This window comes from Geodermatophilus saharensis, assembly GCF_900188205.1.
Lineage (GTDB): Bacteria > Actinomycetota > Actinomycetes > Mycobacteriales > Geodermatophilaceae > Geodermatophilus > Geodermatophilus saharensis.
This window is the reverse complement of record NZ_FZOH01000001.1, coordinates 510,020-526,310: the sequence shown is the minus strand read 5'-3', so window position 1 is coordinate 526,310 and position 16,291 is coordinate 510,020. Positions and strand designations below refer to the sequence as shown.

The 16,291-nt window shown below is 77.0% G+C and carries 16 protein-coding genes; 7 read left to right on the top strand and 9 right to left on the bottom strand.

The genetic code is table 11. The annotated features are described in order from the left end of the window. Positions 1-38: 38 nt before the first annotated feature. The 6 genes from CHC04_RS02535 to CHC04_RS02510 all read right to left on the bottom strand — a co-directional run bounded on the left by CHC04_RS02535 (position 39) and on the right by CHC04_RS02510 (position 7,005). Positions 39-629: a TIGR03086 family metal-binding protein gene (locus CHC04_RS02535; protein ID WP_089402293.1), complete on the bottom strand. Its 591-nt coding sequence runs from the start codon at positions 627-629 to the stop codon at positions 39-41. A 132-nt stretch (positions 630-761) separates the two neighbouring features. Continuing rightward, the gene (gene moeZ, locus CHC04_RS02530; RefSeq protein ID WP_089402292.1) at positions 762-1,922 is read right to left on the bottom strand and encodes an adenylyltransferase/sulfurtransferase MoeZ; all 1,161 of its coding nucleotides are present in this window, start codon (positions 1,920-1,922) and stop codon (positions 762-764) included. Between the two features lie 103 nt (positions 1,923-2,025). Continuing rightward, a complete protein-coding gene (locus CHC04_RS02525; protein ID WP_089402291.1) occupies positions 2,026-3,666 on the bottom strand; it encodes a polyketide antibiotic transporter in 1,641 nt (546 codons plus the stop codon). Next, positions 3,663-4,571: an ABC transporter ATP-binding protein gene (locus tag CHC04_RS02520; RefSeq protein ID WP_089402290.1), complete on the bottom strand. Its 909-nt coding sequence runs from the start codon at positions 4,569-4,571 to the stop codon at positions 3,663-3,665. The genes CHC04_RS02525 and CHC04_RS02520 overlap by 4 nt, the downstream gene beginning before the upstream one ends. A 134-nt stretch (positions 4,572-4,705) precedes the next feature. After that, positions 4,706-5,623: a DUF3152 domain-containing protein gene (locus tag CHC04_RS02515; protein ID WP_245816930.1), complete on the bottom strand. Its 918-nt coding sequence runs from the start codon at positions 5,621-5,623 to the stop codon at positions 4,706-4,708. A 263-nt stretch (positions 5,624-5,886) separates the two neighbouring features. Next, entirely contained in the window at positions 5,887-7,005 is a 1,119-nt protein-coding gene (locus tag CHC04_RS02510; protein ID WP_245816929.1) for an alpha/beta fold hydrolase, read from the bottom strand. Between the two features lie 68 nt (positions 7,006-7,073). On the opposite strand from CHC04_RS02510, the gene CHC04_RS02505 reads away from it, so the two are divergent. Both CHC04_RS02505 and CHC04_RS02500 read left to right on the top strand, forming a co-directional pair. Next, positions 7,074-7,715 carry a TetR/AcrR family transcriptional regulator gene (locus tag CHC04_RS02505; RefSeq protein WP_089402288.1) on the top strand — a complete coding sequence of 214 codons (642 nt, stop codon included), beginning with the start codon at positions 7,074-7,076 and terminating at the stop codon, positions 7,713-7,715. Positions 7,716-7,811: 96 nt separating this feature from the next. Next, positions 7,812-8,048 carry a DUF3107 domain-containing protein gene (locus CHC04_RS02500; RefSeq protein ID WP_089402287.1) on the top strand — a complete coding sequence of 79 codons (237 nt, stop codon included), beginning with the start codon at positions 7,812-7,814 and terminating at the stop codon, positions 8,046-8,048. A 58-nt stretch (positions 8,049-8,106) separates the two neighbouring features. Here CHC04_RS02500 and CHC04_RS02495 read toward each other — a convergent pair whose 3' ends face one another. After that, positions 8,107-8,757, bottom strand: a complete 651-nt coding sequence (locus CHC04_RS02495; RefSeq protein ID WP_089402286.1) for a ferritin-like fold-containing protein — start codon at positions 8,755-8,757, stop codon at positions 8,107-8,109. Between the two features lie 495 nt (positions 8,758-9,252). Between CHC04_RS02495 and CHC04_RS02490 the strand changes: the two genes are divergently transcribed. The 4 genes from CHC04_RS02490 to CHC04_RS02475 are packed head-to-tail and all read left to right on the top strand — an operon-like array spanning position 9,253 to position 13,832. Then, on the top strand, positions 9,253-10,839 hold the full coding sequence (locus tag CHC04_RS02490) for a DEAD/DEAH box helicase (protein WP_217897161.1): 1,587 nt from the start codon (positions 9,253-9,255) through the stop codon (positions 10,837-10,839). Between the two features lie 6 nt (positions 10,840-10,845). Then, positions 10,846-12,012, top strand: a complete 1,167-nt coding sequence (locus CHC04_RS02485; protein WP_245816928.1) for an outer membrane protein assembly factor BamB family protein — start codon at positions 10,846-10,848, stop codon at positions 12,010-12,012. A gap of 48 nt (positions 12,013-12,060) precedes the next feature. Beyond that, entirely contained in the window at positions 12,061-12,966 is a 906-nt protein-coding gene (locus CHC04_RS02480; protein WP_089402284.1) for an alpha/beta fold hydrolase, read from the top strand. After that, on the top strand, positions 12,963-13,832 hold the full coding sequence (locus CHC04_RS02475; RefSeq protein ID WP_089402283.1) for an oxygenase MpaB family protein: 870 nt from the start codon (positions 12,963-12,965) through the stop codon (positions 13,830-13,832). Before CHC04_RS02480 ends, CHC04_RS02475 begins: the two co-directional genes overlap by 4 nt. Here the strand turns inward: CHC04_RS02475 and CHC04_RS02470 are convergent. Beyond that, positions 13,829-14,713: a LysR family transcriptional regulator ArgP gene (locus CHC04_RS02470; protein WP_089402282.1), complete on the bottom strand. Its 885-nt coding sequence runs from the start codon at positions 14,711-14,713 to the stop codon at positions 13,829-13,831. The genes CHC04_RS02475 and CHC04_RS02470 overlap by 4 nt on opposite strands. A 76-nt stretch (positions 14,714-14,789) precedes the next feature. Between CHC04_RS02470 and CHC04_RS02465 the strand changes: the two genes are divergently transcribed. Beyond that, entirely contained in the window at positions 14,790-15,416 is a 627-nt protein-coding gene (locus CHC04_RS02465) for a LysE/ArgO family amino acid transporter (RefSeq protein ID WP_217897132.1), read from the top strand. Here the strand turns inward: CHC04_RS02465 and CHC04_RS02460 are convergent. Continuing rightward, positions 15,413-16,291, bottom strand: coding sequence for a RecB family exonuclease (locus tag CHC04_RS02460; RefSeq protein WP_089402640.1), 879 nt, complete (start codon positions 16,289-16,291; stop codon positions 15,413-15,415). The two genes, CHC04_RS02465 and CHC04_RS02460, sit on opposite strands and share 4 nt — an antisense overlap.

Here is a 16,291-nt window from a genome sequence, read left to right as displayed (position 1 = left end):
CGACGGCCCCCATCCGGCGCCGCCGACACACCGACGAGCTAGGCCCGGCGGCCGAAGCGGGCCAGCAGCCGCACCTGCGGCGGGGCGTCCGAGGGCACGTCCAGCTGCGCGGCGAACAGGCCGGGGACGCCGTCGCGCGGCAGCCGGGCGGCCATCCCCTCCGCGGCGCGGACCAGGGCGGGGTCGAGCACCTCGTCACCGCGGGTCGCGCGGGCCAGGTCCCACGAGTGCACGGTGAGGTCGGCGGTCAGCTCGTCGACGTACTCCCACGCCGGCGTCGGCCCCCGCGAGAGGTGCACCGTGCCGTCGGCCAGGTCGGCGGTGGCGACGGCGGCCAGCGCCTCGTCGGCCGCGGCCTCCCACGCGGTGAGCGGGTCGGGGGCCAGCAGCGGGTCGGTGCCCTGCGGCACCCGCGCCGCGACGTCGTCGTACGGCTCCCCGGCCAGCAGCCCGGGCACCCAGTGCGCCTCGCCGACGAGGTGGGCGACGAGGTCGGCGACGGTCCAGCCCGGCAGCGCCTCGAGGTCCCACTGGCCCGGCTCGACGGCGTCGACCCGGTCGGTGAAGGCGGCCTGCGCGCGCTGGTAGAGCTCCAGCAGCTCGGTCGGTGACGGCGTCGACTCGGGCACGCACTCAGTCAACACGGACGCCGAGGGCCCGGCACCCGGGATGGGTGTCGGGCCCTGGGCGAGGAACTGGAACGGCCCAATCGCAGGGCCCCGGCCCGAGCGGATCGAGGGTCGGGGGGCGAGGGGGTCCTTCTAGTACGTGGGCAGGGTCTTGTCGACGCGGGTGGCCCAGGCCGTCACGCCGCCCTGCACGTGCACGGCGTCGGAGAAGCCGGCGTTCTTGACCGCGGCGAGCACCTCGGCCGAGCGGACGCCGGTCTTGCAGTGCAGCACGATCGGCCGGTCCTGCGGCAGCTGCGCGAGCGCCCGGCCGGAGAGGATCTCGTCCTTGGGGATCAGCGTCGCGCCCGGGATCGACACGATCTCGTACTCGTTGGGCTCGCGGACGTCGATCAGCTCGAAGTCCTTGCCGGCGTCGATCATGTCCTTGAGCTCGTCGACGGTGATCGTCGAGCCCGCGGCCGCCGCCTGCGCCTCGTCGGAGACGACGCCGCAGAAGGCCTCGTAGTCGATGAGCCCGGTGATCGGCTCGGCCTCGGGGTCCTTGCGCACCTTGATCGTGCGGAAGGTCATCTCCAGGGCGTCGTAGACCATCAGCCGGCCCAGCAGCGTCTCGCCGATGCCGGTGATCAGCTTGACCGCCTCGGTGGCCTGGATGGCGCCGATGGTCGCGCACAGCACGCCCAGCACGCCGCCCTCGGCGCAGGAGGGCACCATCCCGGGCGGCGGCGGCACCGGGTAGAGGTCGCGGTAGTTCGGCCCGTGCTCGGCCCAGAAGACCGACACCTGACCGTCGAAGCGGTAGATGGAGCCCCACACGTAGGGCTTGCCGAGCAGCACGCACGCGTCGTTGACCAGGTAGCGCGTGGCGAAGTTGTCGGTGCCGTCGACGATGAGGTCGTACTGGCTGAAGACGTCCAGGACGTTGTCGCTGTCCAGCCGCGTCTCGTGCAGCCGCACGTCGACCAGCGGGTTGATCTCCTTGATGGAGTCGCGCGCGCTCTCGGCCTTCGACCGGCCGACGTCGGACTGCCCGTGGATGATCTGCCGCTGCAGGTTCGACTCGTCGACGACGTCGAACTCGACGATGCCCAGCGTGCCCACGCCGGCCGCGGCCAGGTACATCAGCACCGGGGAGCCGAGACCACCGGCGCCGACGGCGAGCACCTTGGCGTTCTTGAGCCGCTTCTGCCCGTCCATCCCGACGTCGGGGATGATCAGGTGGCGGCTGTACCGGCGCACCTCGTCGATGGACAGGTCGGCCGCGGGCTCGACCAGGGGCGGCAGGGACACGCTTGCTCCTCGGGGTTCGCGGACTCCGGCGCGGGCCGGTGTTCGTGCGGACAACAGCGTCCCAGCCGCCGCTGTTCCCTCCTCCGCGAGCCCCGGCGGCGCCTCAGCCGCGCAGGTCCCGGCGGGCGTACCCCGCGAGCCCGGCGGCGGCCAGCACGAGCGCGACGGCCAGCATCCCGACCAGACCGGCGACGTCGACCGGGTCGGCGGGCACGGCCGCCAGGTGCGCGAACGGGGAGAGCCCGCGCACCCACGACGGCCAGCCGAAGCTGTCGGCGAGCACCAGCAGCAGGTAGCCGCCGGCGGCGGGCAGGACGCCGACGGCCAGGACCGCCTGCGGGAACCAGCCCAGCGCCAGCAGCGCGGCACCGAGGCACAGCAGCGCCACGGGGACCACCGACAGCGCGCCGCCGAGTGCGCCCCCGAGGCCCAGTCCGGCGTCCACCCACGACGCCCCCGCCCAGGTGGCCAGCCCCCCGACCGCCGCGACGACGACGGTGCCGACGGCGACCGCCACGGCCTCCCAGCCCGCCCAGCGCACCCGCCCGACCGGCCGGGAGTACAGCAGCGTCAGCCGCGACGCCGCCTCGTCGCCGGCCACGGCGGCGATCCGCGCGGCGGCGTACGCGCCGACCGGCACCGCCAGCAGGCTGAACAGGGAGGCCGCGTAGCCCTCGACCGACGCCAGCCGGGCGAAGCCGGCGTCGGCCGCCAGCTCCGCGAAGACCGGGTTGTCCCGCAGGAAGTCGAGCATCGCGGTGGCCAGCAGGCCGATGAGCAGGTAGTAGGCGCCCACCCCCAGCGACCACGTCAGCGTCGGCCGCCGGACCCGGTGCACGGCGAAGCCGGGCAGGGACCGCAGCAGCCGGCTCGGGGTGCGGGCCCGGTCCCGGCCCCGCCACCGGCCGCTGCCCACGTCGCGCCCCCCGGCGAGGACGGCGGCCAGGACGGCCGGCACGGCCACCAGGACCACGAGCACCAGCAGCGGGGCCGCCCGGTCCAAGGCGTAGGGGGCGACCCGGCCGAGCAGCCCGAACGGGCTCAGCCACTGCAGCCACGCCAGGGACGCCACCCCGTCGCCGACCATGCGAGCCAGCAGGCCGGCGAGCAGGACGGCGACGGCGAGCCCCGAGGCCGAGCGGCGCTCGGTCACCAGCTGCCCGGCCAGCACGCCCAGCGCGCCGCCGGCCATGGCGGTACCGCCGACCAGCGCGCCGAACAGGACCGCCCCGGTCACCGCGGTGCCGGCGGCCAGCATCCCCGCCACCACGGCGGCACCGATGACGGCGCCGGCGGTGAGCAGGACGCCCAGCGCGGTGCGGACGAGGGTGGCCGGCCGGACCCGGCCGGCCAGCAGCAGGTCGGCCCGGCCGGCCTCCTCCTCGCCCCGGGTGACCCGCGTGCCGGCCAGCGCCGCCCAGATCCCCGCCAGCACCGCCGCGACCGTGCCGGTGCGCCACACGGTGAACCCGCCGGGGTCGTCGAGGGCCAGGGCCGGGCCGAACAGGGTGCGGATCGCGGGATTGTCGGCGAGTGCGGCCAGCGAGTCGAGTCCCACCGCGCCGCTGAACGTCTGCTCGTACTGCTGCGCGACGAACGCGGTCAGGCCGCCGCAGAGCAGCGCGACGACGAGGGTCCCGCGCCGCACCTGGCGCACGGTCAGGCGGCGGACGGCGGTGCCCGGGGAGGCCGGCGCGCCCGGCCGCGCGGTGGCGGCGGCCCGCGGGGGCGTGCGGGTGGTCACGCCGCGGCCCGCCCGTAGTAGTCGAGGAAGATCTCCTCGAGGGAGGGCTCCCGGACGTCGAGCCGCACGACGTCGACCTCGCCCAGGGCCCGCAGCACCGCGCGGGGCGGGCCGGTCAGCGCCAGGGTGAGCTGCAGCGGCGTCGTCCAGCGGACGTCGGCCACCCCGGGCAGCCCGGCGATCCGCTCGAGGCCGGGCGCGGGACGGGCGAGCTCGACGGTCACCTCGGAGCGGCGCAGCCGGCGCAGCTCCTCCAACCCGGCCACCTCGACCAGCCGGCCCGCGCGCAGGATGCCCACCCGCGTGCAGACCGCCTCCACCTCGGCGAGCTGGTGGGAGCTGAGGAACACCGTCTGCCCGCGCCCGGCGGCCTCGGCGATGCAGCGCCGGAACTCCCGCTCGACGAGCGGGTCCAGGCCGCTGGTCGGCTCGTCGAGCACCAGCAGGGGCGCCCGCGTGGCGAACGCGGCGACCAGGGCGACCTTCTGCCGGTTGCCGGTGGAGTAGGCGCGCGCCCGCTTGCCGGGGTCCAGGCCGAACCGCTCGACCAGCTCGTCGCGGTAGGCGGTGTCGGTGCCCGGTCCCACCCCGGCGAGCAGGTCCAGGCACTCGCGGCCGGTGAGGCCCGGCCAGAGCGCGACGTCGGCCGGCACGTACGCGAGGTGGCGGTGCGCCCGCTCGACGTCGTCGGCCGCGTCGCCGAAGACCTCCGCGCGGCCGGTGGTCGGCCGCAGCAGGCCCAGCAGCAGGCGGATGGTGGTCGACTTCCCGGCCCCGTTGGGCCCGAGGAAACCGAAGACCTCGCCGGCGGGGACGGCGAGGGAGAGGTCGACGACCGCCTCGGTGGCGCCGAAGCGCTTGCCGAGGGAGTCGAGGAGGACGGCGGGCGCGGCGGACGGGGCCATGGCACTCCGATCGGAGCCGTAGGGACCACGACTGCCGACCAGACTTCCCGGCGCACCGAGGTGCAGCCCAGGGCCCCCAGTCGGCCGGGCGGGAGTCCTTCGTCACCGCGACCGGGGTCAGGGGAAGGGCGGCGTCAGGGGAAGGGCCAGGCGTTCCGCGTGCAGCCGTCCAGGCGCAGCGTCTGCTGCTGCATGACCGGAGCGGGCTGCCCCGGGCCCGGGCAGGGCTGGTGGCCGTTGCCCAGCGCGTGACCGACCTCGTGGTTGACCACGTACTGGCGGTAGGTGGCGACGTCGCCGTCGTAGTGCGGGACGGCGGTCTCCCAGCGGGCCAGGTTGATCACCGCGCGCTCGCCGTACCGGCAGGAGGTGTAGCCGCCGGTGCCCACGCCCGGGCAGTAGCGCTCCATGCTGCCCGGGCTGACCAGGCTGACCCGGAACTCGTAGCCGTCGGGGTCGGTGGTGTCCACGCGCTGGAAGGACATCCGCCCGCCGCTGCCCCACGAGCGCGGGTCGCCGAGGGTGGCCTCCACCGCCGCGGCGAAGGCCGCGCCGTCGACGCCGATGCCGTCCTCGACCTCGACGACGAACCGCTGCAGCGGCCCGCTGCCGTAGACGGCGGAGGAGCCGGGCACGACGCTCACGCTGCCCGCACCCTGCTCGACGTAGGTCCCGGTCGCGGGGGTCGGCGGGAGCCCGGTGGGGCCGGCGTCGCCCTCGGCCGTCGGCACCGGCGATGCGTCCGGGGTCGGCGGGGCCGACTCCGCGGCTATCGACCCGGCGGCGGTCGACCCGGCGGCGGTCGGCGCGGAGGCCTGCCCGGCGGCCGAGGAGGTGGCCCGCCCGGCGGAGACGACGTCGACCAGCGCCAGGACGGTGGCCACGGTCAGCAGCGGGATGGCGTAGGCGCGCCACCCGTGGCGGGCGACGAACCGGCGCAGCCGGCCCGGCGGGGACCGGCGGGGAGCGGGCCGCCGCGCGCCGGACGGCCGGCCCGGTGGGGGGCGGTCGGCGGCCTCGGGAGGCCGCGGACGGCGGCTCGACGGGGGCACCGACGGAGGCACCGGCGGCGGGACCGGCGGCCGGTGACGGGCCGGCTGCGCGCCCGGCCGGGGCGGCGGGGCGGGGCGGGGACCGGGGCGAGGACCGGGGAGGTGACCGGGCGGCAGACCTGTCACGGTGCCGCCTCCTCGCCGGTCGTCCTGCCGTCGCGCGGCGCCCCGGGTGGCGGCCTCGCGCACGTCCGGGGGTCAGGTTCTCACGTCCTCCGGGCGCTCCCGGCGTGTCCCGGCGGAGGGCGCGTCGGGTGCGGCCCTCAGCCGGCCCGGGCCTGCGTCGGACCCGGGGTCCCGCCGTCGGCGTCCTGCCGGGCGTCGCCACCGGTGTCCTCGAGCAGGTCGTCCTCGAGCAGGTCGTCCTCGAGCAGGCCGAGCACCGCCCGCGCGGTCTCCTCGGGGGCCTCGAGCATCGCCACGTGCCCGACCGTCTCGAGCACCAGCAGCCGCGCGCCGGGCACGGCGGCGGCCACCCGGGGCGCCAGGCGGGGGTCGACGAGCCGGTCCCGGTCGCCCCAGACCACCAGCGTCGGCACCCGAAGGGACCGGGCCAGCCGCCAGGCGTTGGCCCGCCCGACGCGCAGGTAGGAGGTGATCAGGCCCCGCATGCTCAGCGCCAGCGACCGGTTGGCCCAGGTCTGTGCCGCGCGCTCGCGGGCCTCCTCGACGGCGGCGTCGAGCCGCTCGCGCGGCACCCGGGCGGGCTCGCCGAAGCAGACCGCGAGCACGCCGCGCACCGTCTGCTCGGGTGGGACGCGCGCCAGCCGCCGCTCGGCGAGGGTGGGCGCGCCGGGGAGCAGCAGGAGCAGCAGCGCCCGGCCGAGGGCCTGCGGCACCCGGTAGACCGGCATGGCCGGCGAGACGAGGGTGAGCGTGGCCACCAGGTCCGGCCGACGGGCGGCGGCGAGCAGGCTGACCAGCCCGCCGAGGCTGTTGCCGAGCAGGTGCACCGGGCGGCCCTGCCCCGGCCCGGGCTGCGCCACGACGTGCTCGAGGACGTCGACGACCGCCCGCACGTGACCACGGACGGAGTAGGAGCCCGACGACGGCGGCCGGGAGCGGCCGAAGCCGGGCAGGTCCAGGGCCCAGCCCTCGCAGCGCACCGCCAGCAGCCCGGCCAGGTCGGTCCAGTTGGTCGAGGCGCCGCCCAGCCCGTGCACGTACAGCGCCCGCTCGCGCGGGGCGTCCGGGGAGCCGGCGAACGGCGTGGTGCGCACGAACACCGCGCCGCCGGTGACCGGCACCTCCGCACCGGGCCAGGCCGGCGGAGGGGCCGGCGGGACGGTCAGGTCCGCCGTGGACAGCCGTGCGGTGGACGACGGCGCCACGGCCGGGGGCGCGGGGGTCCGGCGGCGGCGCGCTCGGGGGGCCTCGGGCACCCGGCGACGGTAGATCAGGCAGCCGCGCCGCGTGTGCCGGGTGACCCGCCGGTAACATCCCCGGCGCCATGCAGCCCTCGCGTCCGGTCCCCGTCCGCCGCACGTCACGGCTGCCGCGCGGCGCCCGGCGGCTGCAGTTGCTGCAGGCGGCGCAGGAGGTCTTCGTCGCCCAGGGCTTCCACGCCGCCGCCATGGACGACATCGCCGACCGCGCAGGCGTCAGCAAGCCCGTGCTCTACCAGCACTTCCCCGGCAAGCGGGAGCTGTACCTCGCCCTGCTCGAGCAGCAGGTCACCGAGCTCAGCCAGCGGCTGCGCGAGGCCATGGGCGGCACCGAGGACAACCGGCAGCGCGTCCACGGCGCGGTGGGCGCCTACTTCGACTTCGTCGACGCCGAGGGCGGCGCCTTCCGGCTGGTCTTCGAGTCCGACCTGCGCAACGACGAGGACGTCCGGGCGCTGGTCGACCGCGGCAACCGGGCCTGCGTCGAGGCGATCGCCGAGGTCATCGCCGGCGACACCGGCAGCTCCCCGCAGCAGGCGCACCTGCTGGCCTCCGGGCTGACCGGCCTGGCCGAGGCCAGCGCCCGCTGGTGGCTGGCGCAGAAGGGCACGGTGTCCCGCGACGAGGCGGTGTCGCTCATGGCGTCGCTGGCCTGGCGCGGCATCTCCCGCTTCCCGCGGGTCGAGGGCGAGCACCCGGCGGGCTGAGCGCCGTTCGCTGACGGCGCAGCTGCGCGACGGGGCCCGCCTCCCGCCCCTGGACTAGCGTGGACGGCAGCCGTGCAACCCGAGGAGGCATCCCGAGTGGAAGTCAAGATCGGTGTCCAGCACTCCCCCCGGGAGCTGGTCGTCGACAGCCCGAAGACCCCCGACGAGATCGCAGCCGACGTGGCTTCCGCCATGTCCGGCGGCACCAAGGACGGGCTGTTGACCCTCGAGGACGAGCGGGGCCGCCGCGTCCTCGTCCCGGTCGACCGGATCGCCTACGTCGAGATCGCCCAGGCCGACCAGCGCCGCGTGGGCTTCGTCGCCGGCGCCTGACGGAGGACCGCACCCCGACCGGGGCGCCCCCGCACCGCGGGGGCGCCCCGTCGTCGTGTCAGGGCTTGAGACCGAGGGTGCGCATCCGCTCGGTGTGCGCGGCGGTGATCCGGTCGACCAGCCGGGCGATGCCGGTGAGGTCACCGGTCCCCTCCATGATCAGCTGCGCCAGCCCCTCGCGCTCGGCGATGACCGCCTGCGACTGCGAGATCGCCTCCCCCACCAGCCGCCGTCCCCACAGGGCGAGCCGCCCGGCCAGCGCGCGCTGCGAGCGCAGGGCGGTACGCACCTCGCGGACGGCGAACTCCGCGTGCCCGGTGTCGGCGAGCACTTCCAGGATCAGCGAGCGGTCCGGCTCGGGCAGGAAGCCGGCGATCTCGCGGTAGAAGTCGGCCGCCAGCCCGTCCCCGACGTAGGCCTTGACCAGGCCCTCCAGCCACGTCCGCGGCCGGGTGCCCTCGTGGAAGCCGTCCAGGGCCGGCACGAACGGGGCCATCGCGACGGCGGGGTCGGCGCCCAGCTGCCGCAGCCGCGCCGCGAGCCGGTCGTGGTGGCCCATCTCGGCGGCCGCCATCCGGGCCAGCGCCGCCCGGCCCTCGAGCGTCGGCGCCAGCCGGGCGTCCTCGGCCAGCCGGTCGAACGCCGTCAGCTCGGCGTAGGCGAGCACACCGAGCAGGTCGACGACGGCACGGCTGTCGGCCGCGGTCACGGGCACCTCCGAGCGGGATGGGGGCCGGTGGACGCCGGCCGTGGCGCCCGCCGCGGGGCCGGGCAGGGTGCGGGTCGCCCCGCGCGGCGACAGAGGCTAACCGCTGCCCGCGCTACCATGGGAACAGGCGAGCCGCCAGGTTCGCTGGTATCTGTGCGCTGACGATCGCCCGCCGACGCCCGAGGAGCCCGTGACCGGGCACACCGGGCCGTCGCCCGGGAGCAGATCGAACCCCGGTCCGCTGGCCGCGTCGGCGCTGGACACGCATCCCGCGACACCCGACCGCGGAGCGCCCGGACGACGCCGCCGTCGCCCGCCGGCCGCTCCCCCAGCCGACCAGAGGCGAGAGCACTGACCTCCACCGAGAACACCCCCGTCGAGAACACCCCCACCACCCCCGAGCTCGAGCACGCCGAGACCGGCGCGCCGGCCCCCGAGCAGGTCGAGCAGACCGTCGAGGCCCTCGGCGGCGCCCCCGTCGAGGAGACCGCGCCGCTGTTCAGCGACTTCGACGTCCACCCCGACGTCGTCGCGGCGCTGGCCGAGGTCGGCATCACCCGGACCTTCGCCATCCAGGAGCTCACCCTCCCGCTGGCGCTGGCCGGCAACGACCTCATCGGCCAGGCCCGCACCGGCACCGGCAAAACCCTCGGCTTCGGCGTCCCGATGCTGCAGCGCGTCGTCCCGCCGGCCGAGGGCGGGGACGGCGTGCCGCAGGCGCTGGTCGTCGTCCCCACCCGTGAGCTGTGCGTGCAGGTCGCCCGCGACCTCGCCACCGCCGGCAAGAAGCGGGGCGTCCGCGTGCAGGCCATCTACGGCGGCCGCGCGTTCGAGCCGCAGGTCTCCGCGCTGCAGGCCGGCGTCGAGGTCGTCGTCGGCACCCCCGGCCGGCTGCTCGACCTCGCCGAGCAGGGCCACCTGGTCCTGGGCAAGGTCGGCGTGCTGGTCCTCGACGAGGCCGACGAGATGCTCGACCTGGGCTTCCTGCCCGACATCGAGCGGATCCTCGGCATGGTCCCGGCCAAGCGGCAGACGATGCTGTTCTCGGCCACCATGCCCGGCCCGATCGTCACGCTGTCGCGGTCGTTCATGACCCAGCCGACCCACATCCGGGCGCACGGCAACGACGAGGGCTCGACCGTCCCGCAGACCACGCAGTTCGTCTACCGGGCGCACAACCTGGACAAGCCCGAGCTGCTCTCCCGCGTGCTGCAGGCCCGCGGCCGCGGCCTGGCGATGGTCTTCTGCCGCACCAAGCGCACCGCCCAGAAGGTCGCCGACGAGCTGGTCGACCGCGGCTTCGCGGCCGCCGCCGTGCACGGCGACCTCGGCCAGGGCGCCCGCGAGCAGGCGCTGCGCGCCTTCCGCAGCGGCAAGGTCGACGTCCTGGTGGCGACCGACGTCGCCGCGCGCGGCATCGACGTCACCGGCGTCAGCCACGTCGTGAACTACCAGTGCCCCGAGGACGAGAAGACCTACGTGCACCGGATCGGCCGCACCGGCCGCGCCGGCCGCGAGGGCGTCGCCGTCACGCTGGTCGACTGGGACGACATCCCGCGCTGGCAGCTGATCAACAAGGCGCTCGACCTGCCGTTCGTGGACCCGCCGGAGACCTACTCCACCTCGCCGTGGGTCTACACCGACCTCGACGTGCCCGAGGGCGCCACCGGCCGGCTGCCGCGCGCGCAGCGCACCCGCGAGGGTCTCGACGCCGAGGTGCTCGAGGACCTCGGCGAGACCGGCAAGAAGACCAAGGGCGCCGGCCGCGGCCCGGCCCGCGAGTCCTCCCGCGACTCCTCCCGTGAGGGCGGCGACCGCCCGGCCCGCTCGCGCTCCCGCCGCCGCACCCGCGGCGGTGAGTCCGTCGACGTGACGGCCGGCCCCGACACCGCCGCCGACGCCGGCACCGACGCCGGGACCGACGCCGGCACCGCCGGCCCGGCGGCCGACGGCGCCGGACAGGCGGGCGAGGACGCCCCGCGCCGTCGCCGGCGCCGCCGTGGCGGCTCGCGCCGCGGTTCCGGTCGCTCCGCCCAGGGCGGCGACTCCGGCGACGGCGGCGACTCCGAGTCCGCCGCCTAACGCCCGGTGCCGCCCGTCGCGCTGCGTCCCCCGCCGCTGCGGGTCTGGATCTGGACGGCGGCCACGCTCGCGTTGGCGCTGGTCGCCGTCCTGCTCTGGCGCGGCTCCAGCGTCGCGGCCACCGACAGCACCACCGCGGCCCGGTCGCAGGTCCCTGACGACGCCCCCGCCGGGGAGCTGACGCAGGCGTGGTCGGCCACCGCCGACGCCGGGCTGCCGCGCCGGGTCGTGGAGGGCGGGCGGGTCGTGGTGCCCGGCACGCGCGGCCTGACCGCCCTCGACGCCGTCACCGGGGACGAGGCCTGGCACTACCGGCGGGCCGACGCCCGGCTCTGCGGCCTGACCGCCGTCGACGGGCTGGTGGTCGCCGTCTTCCGCACCGCCGACCGCTGCGACGAGGCGCTGGCGCTCGACGCCGCCACCGGGGTGCGCCAGTGGACGCGCAACCTCAGCCTGCGCGGTGACGCCACGATCGCCGGCACCGAGCAGGTCGTGCTCGCCGCCGGCCCCACCGGGATCGTCGTGCTCGACCCGGTGGGTGACAACGTCCGCTGGCGGGTGGCCGCGGGCGAGGGCTGCCGGCTGGCCGCCACCGACGTCGGCAGTGCCGGGGTGGCCCTGCTGCAGCGCTGCCCCGGGACGGCGGCGGTGCAGCTGCGGCTGTTCGACCCGTTCTCCGGCCAGCCGCGGTGGACCCGCGACCTCGCCGTCCCCGAGGGCGCCCCGGTCCGGCTGGTCGGCGCCGACCGGCTCGTCACCGTCGCCGCCGGGGACGACCTGCTGGTGCACTCCCCCGCCGACGGGACCCTGCTGCAGGAGCTGCCGCTGCCGGCCGCCGGCGGGGACCCGGCCACCGAGCCGCTGCTGCAGGGCGGCGCGGGCGACCTCGCGCTTCTGTGGGCCCGCGGCACCCTGTGGGCGCTGGACGGGACGACCGGTCAGGCGCGCTGGCAGCTGCCCGCGCAGGGGCTGCCCAGCGGCGACGCCGGCACCGCCGCGTCCGGCGCCGTGTGGGTGCCCGAGCCCGGCGGCTTCGTGCTGCGCGACCTGGCCACCGGCACCCAGACCGGCCGTGCCGCCGTCGACGGCGGGCTGGACGCCGGCGGGCAGACCTCCGTCGTCGGGCCCGTGCTCGTCTACCGGCTCCCCGACCGGGTGCTCGCCTTCTCCTGATCCGAGGACCCCGCTGCAGCGAGGCCGGAGCGGAGGTTGACTGGTCGCATGGTCCTGCCCGGGAACCCCGCGCCGCCGTCGGTGACCCTCGCCGTCCCCTCCGACGACCTGCGTCAGCTGGCCGGCCACGACGCCACCCCGCGGACCCTCCCCGGCCGGGCCGGACCGCTCGCCGCGCTCGACACCGGCGGTGAGGGAGCCCGCGGCACCGTCCTGCTGGTCCCGGGCTACACCGGCAGCAAGGAGGACTTCGCGCCGCTGCTGGCGCCGCTGACCGGCCGCGGCTACCGCGTGGTGGCGATCGACCAGCGCGGGCAGTACGAGTCCCCCGGGCCCGACGACCCCGCCGCCTACACCGTCGCCGAGCTCGCTGCCGACGTCGTCGCCGTGGCGCACCTGCTGCGCGGGGAGACCGGCCCCCCGCACCTGGTCGGGCACAGCTTCGGCGGCCTGGTCGCCCGCGCCGCCGTCCTCGCCGACCCGGGCGCGTTCCGGTCGCTGACGCTGCTCGGCTCGGGGCCGGCCGCCCTCACCGGCCCGCGCGTGGCACTGCTGGAGCACCTCGGGCCGCTGCTGGACCAGGGCGGCGTCGAGCTGGTGCAGGCCACGCTCGAGCAGCTGGCGATGACCGACGAGCGTGCCCTGGCCGTGCCCGAGCCGACCCGCCGGTTCTACGCCCGCCGCTTCCTCGGCAACACCGCCGCCGGGCTGCGCGGCATGGCCGCGGCGATGACGAGCGAGCCCGACCGGGTGGCCGAGCTGGTCGCCACCGGCGTCCCGGTGCTGGTGGCCCACGGCGAGGCCGACGACGCCTGGTCCCCCGCCGACCAGGCCGACATGGCCCGGCGGCTGGGCGCCCGCCACGAGGTCGTCCCGCAGGCGATCCACTCCCCCGCCGTCGAGAACCCCCTGCACACGCTGGACGTCCTCGACGGCTTCTGGACGTCGCTGTGACCGGCACCCGGCCCTCGGCGCGGGACTGGACGCCGGAGGAGGACCGGCTCGGCTTCTTCGGCCCCGACAGCGTCACCTGGCGGGTGCACGCCGACCCCGTCTACAGCGTCGGCGGGCTGCGGGCGCTGCTGCTGCAGGCCCTGCACCCGGTGGCGATGGACGGCGTCGCCCGCAACTCCGTGTTCCGCGAGTCGCCGTGGCAGCGGCTGACCCGCACCGCCGAGTACGTGGACACGCTCACCTTCGGCACCCGGCGCGAGGCGATCCGGCAGGTGCGCCGCGTCCGCGGGATGCACCGGCGACTCGGCGGCACGGAGCAGACGACCGGCCGCGCCTACCGGGTCGACGACCCCGACCTGCTGCTGTGGGTGCACGCCTGCCAGGTCGACTCACTGCTCGACGTCGCCCGCCGGGCCGGCGTCGTCACGCCCGCCGAGGCCGACCGCTACGTGGCCGAGCAGGTCGTCGCCGCCGAGCTGATCGGCGTCGACGCCGGCGAGGTGCCCGCCTCCGTCGCGGACCTCGCGGCCTACTTCGAGCGGCTGCGCCCGGTGCTGGTGCTGACCCCCGACGCCCGCGACGCGTGGCGGTTCATCGCGCTGCCGCCGATGCCGCGCTGGGTGCAGGTGCTGACCCCCGCCCGGCCGGCATGGGGGTCGCTGGCGTCGCTGGCGGTGGCCACGCTGCCGCCGTGGGCGCGCCGGCTGGCCTCGCTGCCGGGCCTGCCGGTCACCGACGTCGCGGCGACGGCGGCGCTGCGGGCGTTCCGCACCGGGCTGCTGGCCCTGCCCGAGCGGGCGCGGCGCTCGCCGGTCGTGCGCGCCGGCTTCGAGCGGACGGGGCCGGCGGCGGCGCTGGGCGCCTAACCGCCGGCGGCCTGGTCGAGCTCCCGGCGCGCCGCGGCCAGCACCGCCGCGGCGACCCGGTCCAGGGTCGGGGAGCGCAGCTTCCACTGCTGCCAGTGCAGGACGACGTCGACCGCGCCGGCCGGGTCGAGGCCGACGAGCTCGCCGGGCGGCTCCTGCTGCGCGGGGAGCATGCCCCAGCCGAAGCCCAGCCGGATCGCGGTCACGTAGTCGGCCGAGGCGGGCACGTGGTGCACCGGCGGCGTGCGCTCGTCGACGCCGCGGGAGCGCAGGTAGCGGTACTGCAGGTCGTCGGTGCGGTCGAAGACCACGACCGGCGCCCGGGCCAGCGCCGCGGCCGTGAACCCGCCGGGGAACCACCGCCGGGTGCACGCCGCGGTCGCCACGGGCCGGTAGCGCATGCTGCCCAGCCGGGTGACGCTGCAGCCGGGGACCGGGTCGGCGTCCCCGGTGATCGCCGCCGTCACCCGCCCCTCCCGCAGCAGCGCCGCGGTGCGCTCCTGGTCCTCGCGGTGCAGGTCGAAGGTGACCTCCCCGGCGAGCGGGGCCAGGGCGGGCAGCACCCAGGTGGCCAGGGAGTCGGCGTTGACCGCGATCGGCAGGGCGACCGGGCCCTGCTCGACGCCCCCGACCAGCTCCCGGGTGACGTCGGCGGTGAGCAGCGCCACCTGGCGGGCGAGCCGCAGCACCGCCTCGCCGGAGTCGGTGACCCGGACCGGCTTGCTGCGCACCAGCAGCACGCGGCCGGTCGCGGTCTCCAGCGCCCGCAGCCGCTGGCTGATCGCGCTGGGCGTGACGTGCAGCGCCCGGGCGGCGCCGTCCAGGGTGCCGGCGGTGACGGTCGCCTCGAGGGCGCGCAGCTGTCCGAGGTCGAGGTCCACCCGACCATCAGACCAGCTACAGATCCTGCAGGATCGTTAAGCGCGCTCCCGGATGCCGGTGCCTAGCGTGCCTGTCGTGTCCCCCGCTCTCCTCGCTGCCGTCTCCGGTCTGGGCCTCGGCCTGTCGCTCATCGTCGCGATCGGCGCGCAGAACGCCTTCGTGCTGCGGCAGGGCCTGCGCACCGAGCACGTGGCCGCCGTCGTCGCCGTGTGCCTGGTCTCCGACGCGGTGCTCATCGCCGCCGGCACCGCCGGGGCGGGCACGCTGGTGAGCCGGGTGCCGGGGTTGCTCACCGTCGTGTGCTTCGCCGGGGCGGCGTTCCTCGCCGCCTACGGCCTGCTCGCCGCCCGCCGCGCGGCCGGGACGGCGGCCCTGGTCCCCGACGCGAGCGGGCGCCGCGCCGGGCTGGCGGTCACGCTGACCACCTGCCTGGCGCTGACCTGGCTCAACCCGCACGTCTACCTCGACACTGTGGTGCTGCTGGGGTCCCTGGCCGGCACCTGGGGCCGGCTGCGGTGGTGGTTCGCCGGGGGTGCCGCGCTGGGCAGCGCCGTCTGGTTCCTCGCCCTCGGGTACGGCGCCCGGCTGCTGCGGCCGGTGTTCGCGCGCCCGGCGGCCTGGCGGGTGCTCGACGCGGTCATCGCCGTCGTGATGCTGCTGCTGGCGGTGTCCCTCGTCGTGCAGGGCGTCCGCGGAGGCTAGACCTCGGCGGGCACCTCGGCGGGTTCGTCGGCGGGTTCGTCGGCGGGCAGGAAGCTCCACGTCTCCCGCGCCGGCGTGGCCGCCCGCCCGGCGGCGCAGCTGGGCCGGAAGTCGCACCAGCCGCAGTGCCGGCCGGTCACGGTCGGGAACGCCTCGTCGGGGTGCACGCCGTCCTCGAGCCGCCGGGTGGCGGCGCCGATGTCGGCGGCGACGTCCTCGGCCCTGCGGACGTGGTTGGCCAGTGACCGCTCGGTGTGCTCGAACGCCGCCACCGTGCCCGAGGGCAGGTGGTGCAGCTCGACGCGGCGGCAGGGCCGGCGCAGCGTGCGCTGCACGCCCAGGACGTACACCGCCAGCGCCGGTGAGCCGCGGGCCTCGTCCTCGGTGCTGGGCACCCGACCGGTCTTGTAGTCGACGACGACGAGCTCCTCGCCCCGCTGGTCGATCCGGTCGACCCGGCCCGACAGCGCCAGCGCCGAGGTGGTGGCCGCGACCTGCCGCTCCAGGCCCACCGGCTCGTCGTCGGGGTCGACGCCGGCGAGGTAGTCGGTGAGCCAGCCGGCCGCGCGGGCGCGCCACCGCGCGGACTGCTCGGCGTCGCGGAAGCCGGTGTCGGACCAGACACCGTAGAGGAGCTGGCGCGCCGCGACGGCGGTGCGGCGCCCGCGCGGTGCGTCCCACCACGAGCGCAGCGCCGCGTGCACCGCCGAGCCGACCGTGTTGTGCGCCCACGGCGGGCCCTTGGGCGGCGTCGGCCGGTCGACGTAGGCGTGCCGGTAGCGGCGCGGGCAGTCGGCGAACGTCGCCAGCTTGCTCGGCGTGGCGGAGAACAGCCGCCGCGGCATGCCCGGCATCTCCAGCTGCTCGCCTCCCAT